A 5,991-nucleotide genomic window follows, 5' to 3' on the forward strand; every position below is an offset into this window, starting at 1 on the left:
ATGCTGGCCCTGACGCATCCGGACCGGGTGTCCCGGCTGGTGATTGTGGACGTGGCTCCCGTGGCTCGTCCGCCGTCGCTGCGGGCCTTTGCCCAGGCCCTGCTGAACCTTGATCTGACCACTCTCGAAAGTCGCATGGATGCAGACCGGAAGCTGAAGGCCCGCATTCCCGATCCGGCGGTCCGCCTGTTCCTGCTCCAGAACCTGGTCCAGAAGGACGGCCAGTGGGCCTGGCGGGTGAACCTGCTGGTTCTGGAAAAGGCCATGGACCAGCTGTCGGGCTTTCCGGACACGGCGGCCCTGTCTCCCTTTCCAGGACCGACCCTGTTCATCAGCGGGCAGAATTCCGACTACATCCGGCCGGAGCACCACGCCCTGATCCGCCGCCTGTTCCCCCGCGCCGTGCTGGAGGAAATCCCGGACGCCGGCCACTGGGTCCATGCCGACCAGCCGGCGGCATTTACAGCCGCTGTCCGGAAGTTTCTCTCAGCTGAAGGATAAATCATGTCACAGCCCGCCTGGCGCATTCTGGAATCGGTCACGGTGGACGACATCCTGGTGGAGATCCTGGAGTGGTCTGCCTTTGGCGGGCTGACAGATCCCCGGGCGCTGGAGCAGCTGGCATGGCTGAAAATGGCCGCGCTGCCTGTGCGCCAGGTGCGGATTACCCTGAACCACAAGGGGGCGGTGATCCTGGAAGCCGGAGCCATGCAGTTCCACGCGGGCCGCTTTGACATCGACAATTCCATTCCCATGGATACCCGGGGCCTGCGGCGTCTTTTCGGTGCCATGGTTACAGGGGAAAGGTTGTTCCGGCCTGTCTATCGGGGCAGCGGCACCATCTGGCTGGAGCCGTCCTTCCAGAACTTCCTGCTGGTAGGTTTGCGTGACGAATCTATTGTGGTGGACCAGGGCATGTTCCTGTGCTGTGACGCGGGGATCCAGGTGGCATCTCGCATGCAGGGCAATGTCTCGGCGGCCCTGTTTGGCGGCGAGGGCCTGTTCCAGACCCATCTGTCCGGCACCGGCTTTGTGGTCCTGACCAGCCCCGTACCCATGTCGGAAATCGTCAAGATCAGCCTGACGCCGGGGGAAAAGGTGGTCCTGGACGGATCCTTTGCCCTGCTGCGCAGCGGGACAGTCAAATTCTCGGTCGGAAAGTCATCCCGCACCTGGTTTGGAACATCCATGACAGGGCAGGGGCTGGTCCAGACCTTTGAAGGAAAAGGGGAAGTGTGGATTGCCCCCATGCTGCCGGTCTATGACCGCCTGTCCACGCTGGCCCGGCCGCCTCTGCCAGGGCCTCCTGTTCCACCCGATGCAGGGTCGTCCTTGCGATAGCCAGGGCTTTTGGGTATACAGGCCCCTCCCGTTATTCTTCTGAAGGCAAGGGCTGCATCCATGGCACGAGTGACTGTCGAGGACTGCGTTACTGTTGTTCCCAATCCCTTTGAGCTGGTCATGGTGGCCGCCCAGCGGGCCCGGGATCTTGCCTCCGGGGCGACCATCACCCTTGAGCGGGACCGTGATAAAAACCCTGTTGTGGCCCTGCGCGAGATTGCTGAAAGGACCGTTGATCCGGGTGTCCTGCGTGAATCCCTGATTCGCGGCTACCAGAAGGTGACGGACCGGAGCGAGCCTGAGGACGAAATTGTGGAACTGATGGCCGGCGAGCAGGGCTGGGTCGGAGAACAGGGCAAAAACGACGCCTCGGCCATGTTTTCCGAAGACGATGCCGCCGAAGCCGGCGACGAGGACGATGAGGACGGGGATGACGAGGCCCCTGCAGAAGAAGACGGGGACAAGGAATAAGGCCGGTTACGACACAAATCCGGCCCTGTTCCGCTTCAGGTATTCCTTTTCGGACCACAGCATGAAAGCACCGGATTTCATGGCCGTGATATCCTTGCCCCTGCGGATGAACCTGACAGGTTCTCCCGGGCTGTGCCACCCGCTGATTGCGTCGCTGGAGTAGCTGCCATCCTGCCGGGCTTCCAGAACGACAGCTTCTTCCATCGGGAGCCATGTTTCCAGAGGAAAGCCGATGGCCTTTTTCTGTCCCGTCACATAGACCCATGCTCCCCACTTGTTCATGAGGGGCGGAGTAATGGCCACATTCTTCAGTTCGGCTGCAGAGAACGTATCGGCGATTTTCCGGATGATGCCTTCCATGGACCGGATGACATTGAGGGTGACCCATTCATTGGTGTTGATGATGACACCGAAGACCAGATCCGAACCGGCCAGCAGGCGGGTCTGTGAAACAAAGCCGGGCCACCCGCCGGAATGGCCGATCCAGGTCTGGCCGGACAGGGTATCGAATATCAGGCCCAGTCCGTAATGCTCGTTTTTCTGGTTCATGACCGGCCAGTGCAGGGATTGCAGTTCATTCCGGACAGCCCGGGGCAGCAGGGTGTCCGTCTGCAGCAGGGTGTGCAGGAACAGGGTTGTGCTTTCCATGGTGCCGCAGAAGCCTGTGGCCGAGGCCAGGGCCTTGGCCGGGTCGTGCCGGCAGGTTCTGCGCTCACCGCCATAGAATCTCTTCGAATGTCCGTCGGCGAACCGCAGTCCCTTCACCGCAGTATAATCGGGCAGCAGCTGTGCCTCCGGAATCCTGTCCAAAATGTATTCCCGGACAAGAGTGTCATAAGGCTTGCCCCCGGCGGCTTCCAGCACAAGGCCCATCAGGCCGAACCCTGTGTTGGAGTATTTGGTGTGGGTGTCGGGCTCATACACCAGCGTGGCGGACAGGATGTCTTTCTGCAGCTCCTCACGGGACGGGAAGGGTTTTTCCATGTCCCAGTGGGCGGCATCGGTGCCATCCCGGAACAGGCCAGACCGGTTGGAGAGCAGGTCCCGCAGTGTGACATCCCTGAAACGCCTGTCCTGGTGCTTTTTCAGTTGCGGCAGGTATTTCACCACCGGATCCATCAGATCCAGAAGTCCCCGGGCCTGCATCATCAGCGCAAGGCAGGCAGTGAACATCTTGCTGTGGGAGGCGATATGCCCCACGTGCCCTGTGGTATAGGGGGTTTTCCTTTTCAGGCTGGCAAAGCCGCAGGCCTTGCTGAGCACAAGCTCACCCTTCCTGCGGATGGCCACCTGGAAGCCGGGAAGATCCGACCAGCGGCTGCGAAAATCCAGCCACGTGTCGATGACCTGGCAGGCCACAGTGTCGGCAGGGCCAAGTTTCGGAGAGGCATTCTTCTTGCGCATGACCCGCCGAACCTAGCCGGTATGCCCCTTGTCGTCAAAAGCATTGTCATGGTCACTGCCGGACGGGATCGACGTATTGCTGCTGTCATGGGAGAAGACATCATCCGGTGATACGACGGTATCTACAGGGGTATCTGCTGATGGTGTATTGAGCCAGCTGATCCTGCTGGATGTCATCATGCCCGGAATGAACGGCCCGGAAACCCTGAAAAAACTGCGGGAAATTCCGGCCAAGGCCCATACGCCGGTCATTTTCATGACTGCCACGGTCCAGACCACCGAAATCAGGGAATACATGTCTTTGGGAGCCATCGATGTTATCTCCAGGCCTTTTGACCCCATGACCCTGGCAGCCCGGATCTCATCGCTGTGGGACAGCCATTGTGGCAGATGACGGGATCCGCACGGATATCCGTTGCTGAGCCGGGAGCTGAAACAACCGGAAATGTCTGATAAATGGATCGCCGGGGTTGTGATGGCGGAGGGGATGGGATTCGAACCCACGATAGAGCTTTTGACCCTATACCCGCTTTCCAGGCGAGCGCCTTCAACCACTCGGCCACCCCTCCAGAGGCCGGGGAACATTACATGGGGGTTTCCCTGACTGCAAGGGGTCTTTGAAGCTTTGCCCGCGCCATGGCCCAGCGGTGCATGGCCTGTGCGCTGAGAGGGGGGAAGGCCTTCAGGAGGGATGCTGTTTCATCTGCGCGGCCGTTGCAGTGCAGGATTACGTCAATACCGGCTTCGAGCGCCATCTGGGCCTTCTGCCCCATGGATGTGCCGGGAAGGGCCCTGTCCAGGGCTTTCATCGACATGTCATCGGTCATGAGAAGCCCGTGGAAGCCCAGATCCCGGCGGATTGTGTTCCCGATGACCATTCCTGACACAGTTGCAGGGCGGACGGGATCCAGGGCTTCATATATGATATGGGCGGTCATGCCCAGGGGAACGGTTTTCGCCAGCGCCCGGAAAGGGACAAAATCGGTCTGTTCCAGCACCTCCAGGGAGGATCGCACAACCGGCAGATCCTCGTGGCTGTCCGCCAGCGCCCGTCCGTGCCCAGGGATGTGCTTCATGACCGGAAGGACACCCTCGGCCATCATGCCTTTGGCCATGGCTTCGGCCAGCATGGCGATGTGGTGCGGGTCTGAGGACAGAGCCCGGTCTCCAATCACATGGTGGGCCCCGTCCAGTCGCAGGTCACAGACCGGGGCGCAGTTCACCGAGATGCCCAGAGACTGCAGGGTCTGCCCCAGCAGACGCCCGTGACTGAAAGCGGCCCTGGCGGCTGCACCCGGAGAGTTCCGGAACATGTCTCCGAAATGACCTGCCGGAGGAAACAGGGGCCAGAGGGGAGGGGACAGGCGGGCTACGCGTCCCCCTTCCTGGTCGATCAGGACAGGGGCGGCGTCGTTTCCCACAAGTCCGCGGAAATCGTCTGCCAGGGCCCTGATCTGGTCCGGTGTGACGCAGTTCCTGCGGAACAGGATCAGACCAAAAGGCCGGAGCCGGGAAAACATGTCCCGCTCTTCCGGCAGGAGGGAGGGGCCGGCGCACCCGACAATAGCGGCCCGGAAGGTCATGGCATTCCCTCCGGTGCAGGTCAGCGGATGATGATGCAGCCCAGGCCGCGGGCTTTCAGTTTGTCACACAGGGCTGTGGCTGCACTGCCGGAGACGGGGCCCGCCTGGATCCTGTAGAAAGTGCCCTTGCCGGCAATTTCCACCATTTTGATCCAGAACCGCAGCGTGCCCAGATCTTCCGGGAACTGTTTCTGCAAGCGGGCGACGGCCGCCCGGGCATCGGCCTCGGTGCGGACGGCAGCAATCTGGATCCTGCTCCCTTCACCCGGAGTGGACGCCTGGACTGTCGTGGCAGGCTTCGGAGTGCTTTTCGGAGAAGGTTTGGGGGGCGTTTTTCTGGCCGGCGTAACGGCCGGTTTCGGAGGCTGCGCGCCATGGTTTTCCGGGACGGGAGTATTGCGGATGACAGCCACGGCCTGGACGGGAGTATCGACGGCAGGAGGTGGTTCAGTCGCAGCAGATTCCGCGGGCGTTTCCGGGGTGGCTGTTTCGGACTGTGCCGTCTGGTCCGGGGCAGCGGCCATTGATTCAACAGGTTCCTGTCCGGTTCCAGGAGTGTCTGAAGTGCTGCTCTCGGACTGGGCCGGGGCTGTCATAACCTCCTGGTCCTGGACCTGGGAGAAAAGGCTCTCGGTTTTTTCCGGATTGCCGGAAGGTGGATTTTCAGGATCAGCGGAAGACTGCCCGGTCTGGTTCTGCTCCAGGGGCTCTTCGGGAAGTTCCAGAAGATCCTCGACCGTGGCCCTGCGCTTTCCGTCCAGGGAATCAAAAACCGTCTTGTCCTGGTGGGGGATTTCCAGTCCGCCCGGCTGCTCAGGCCGGATCTTGGTGGGAGTGTGGTCCGCCTGGATGACAGGGGCTGTATCCTCGCTGCCGGTCATGCGGCCCAGCATATAGACCTGCCACAGCATGCCTACGAACAGGGCAACGCCCAGAATGGCAAGGACTATGCCGATGACCCGGCGGCGGGACCAGACAGGGCCCGGATTTGTACCGGACCATGATGTGCGGAGGTTGCGGCGCAGGTCGAGTTCGGGATCAGCGGGATGCATCATCCCTTCCTCCATATGTTCTGCGCGTGTCTGAAAAGCCCATCCTGCCAGAAAGACGGCGCAGCGGGGAGTGGACCCTCACCGCAAGCCGGATGACGCAGCAGGCGGGCTGTTTCAGCCGCGCCCCTGCGGGGTCCAAC

Annotated in this window: 7 protein-coding genes and 1 tRNA gene; 4 read left to right on the plus strand and 4 right to left on the minus strand. The window is 61.4% G+C overall.

All coding sequences use genetic code 11. The features are described from left to right. From M3O22_04725 to rpoZ, 3 genes are all read left to right on the plus strand, one after another. A partial coding sequence (locus M3O22_04725) for an alpha/beta fold hydrolase (protein ID MDP9196062.1) occupies positions 1–501 on the plus strand: 501 nt, incomplete at its 5' end. A 3-nt stretch (positions 502–504) separates the two neighbouring features. Next, positions 505–1,341 carry an AIM24 family protein gene (locus tag M3O22_04730; protein ID MDP9196063.1) on the plus strand — a complete coding sequence of 279 codons (837 nt, stop codon included), beginning with the start codon at positions 505–507 and terminating at the stop codon, positions 1,339–1,341. Positions 1,342–1,401: 60 nt separating this feature from the next. Further along, the gene (gene rpoZ, locus M3O22_04735; protein MDP9196064.1) at positions 1,402–1,812 is read left to right on the plus strand and encodes a DNA-directed RNA polymerase subunit omega; all 411 of its coding nucleotides are present in this window, start codon (positions 1,402–1,404) and stop codon (positions 1,810–1,812) included. Positions 1,813–1,818: 6 nt separating this feature from the next. Here rpoZ and M3O22_04740 read toward each other — a convergent pair whose 3' ends face one another. After that, a complete protein-coding gene (locus M3O22_04740) occupies positions 1,819–3,216 on the minus strand; it encodes a beta-lactamase family protein (protein ID MDP9196065.1) in 1,398 nt (465 codons plus the stop codon). Positions 3,217–3,244: 28 nt separating this feature from the next. Here M3O22_04740 and M3O22_04745 point away from each other — a divergent pair, with 28 nt between their 5' ends. Beyond that, entirely contained in the window at positions 3,245–3,610 is a 366-nt protein-coding gene (locus M3O22_04745) for a response regulator (protein ID MDP9196066.1), read from the plus strand. Between the two features lie 82 nt (positions 3,611–3,692). Here M3O22_04745 and M3O22_04750 read toward each other — a convergent pair. From M3O22_04750 to M3O22_04760, 3 genes are all read right to left on the minus strand, one after another. Beyond that, positions 3,693–3,785: transfer RNA gene (locus tag M3O22_04750), tRNA-Ser, on the minus strand. A 15-nt stretch (positions 3,786–3,800) separates the two neighbouring features. Next, entirely contained in the window at positions 3,801–4,799 is a 999-nt protein-coding gene (gene nagZ / locus M3O22_04755) for a beta-N-acetylhexosaminidase (protein ID MDP9196067.1), read from the minus strand. Positions 4,800–4,819: 20 nt separating this feature from the next. Continuing rightward, on the minus strand, positions 4,820–5,854 hold the full coding sequence (locus tag M3O22_04760; GenBank protein ID MDP9196068.1) for an SPOR domain-containing protein: 1,035 nt from the start codon (positions 5,852–5,854) through the stop codon (positions 4,820–4,822). Positions 5,855–5,991 lie beyond the last annotated feature (137 nt).

The sequence above is a fragment of the Pseudomonadota bacterium genome (assembly GCA_030775045.1).
Taxonomy (GTDB): domain Bacteria; phylum Pseudomonadota; class Alphaproteobacteria; order JALYJY01; family JALYJY01; genus JALYJY01.

What these genes read in the sequence shown, in the direction of transcription:
- M3O22_04730 (MDP9196063.1), top strand. Translation starts at nt 505, where the DNA reads ATGTCACAGCCCGCCTGGCGCATTCTGGAATCGGTCACGGTGGACGAC.
- rpoZ (MDP9196064.1), top strand. Translation starts at nt 1,402, where the DNA reads ATGGCACGAGTGACTGTCGAGGACTGCGTTACTGTTGTTCCCAATCCC.
- M3O22_04740 (MDP9196065.1), bottom strand. Translation starts at nt 3,216, where the DNA reads ATGCGCAAGAAGAATGCCTCTCCGAAACTTGGCCCTGCCGACACTGTG.
- nagZ (MDP9196067.1), bottom strand. Translation starts at nt 4,799, where the DNA reads ATGACCTTCCGGGCCGCTATTGTCGGGTGCGCCGGCCCCTCCCTCCTG.
- M3O22_04760 (MDP9196068.1), bottom strand. Translation starts at nt 5,854, where the DNA reads ATGATGCATCCCGCTGATCCCGAACTCGACCTGCGCCGCAACCTCCGC.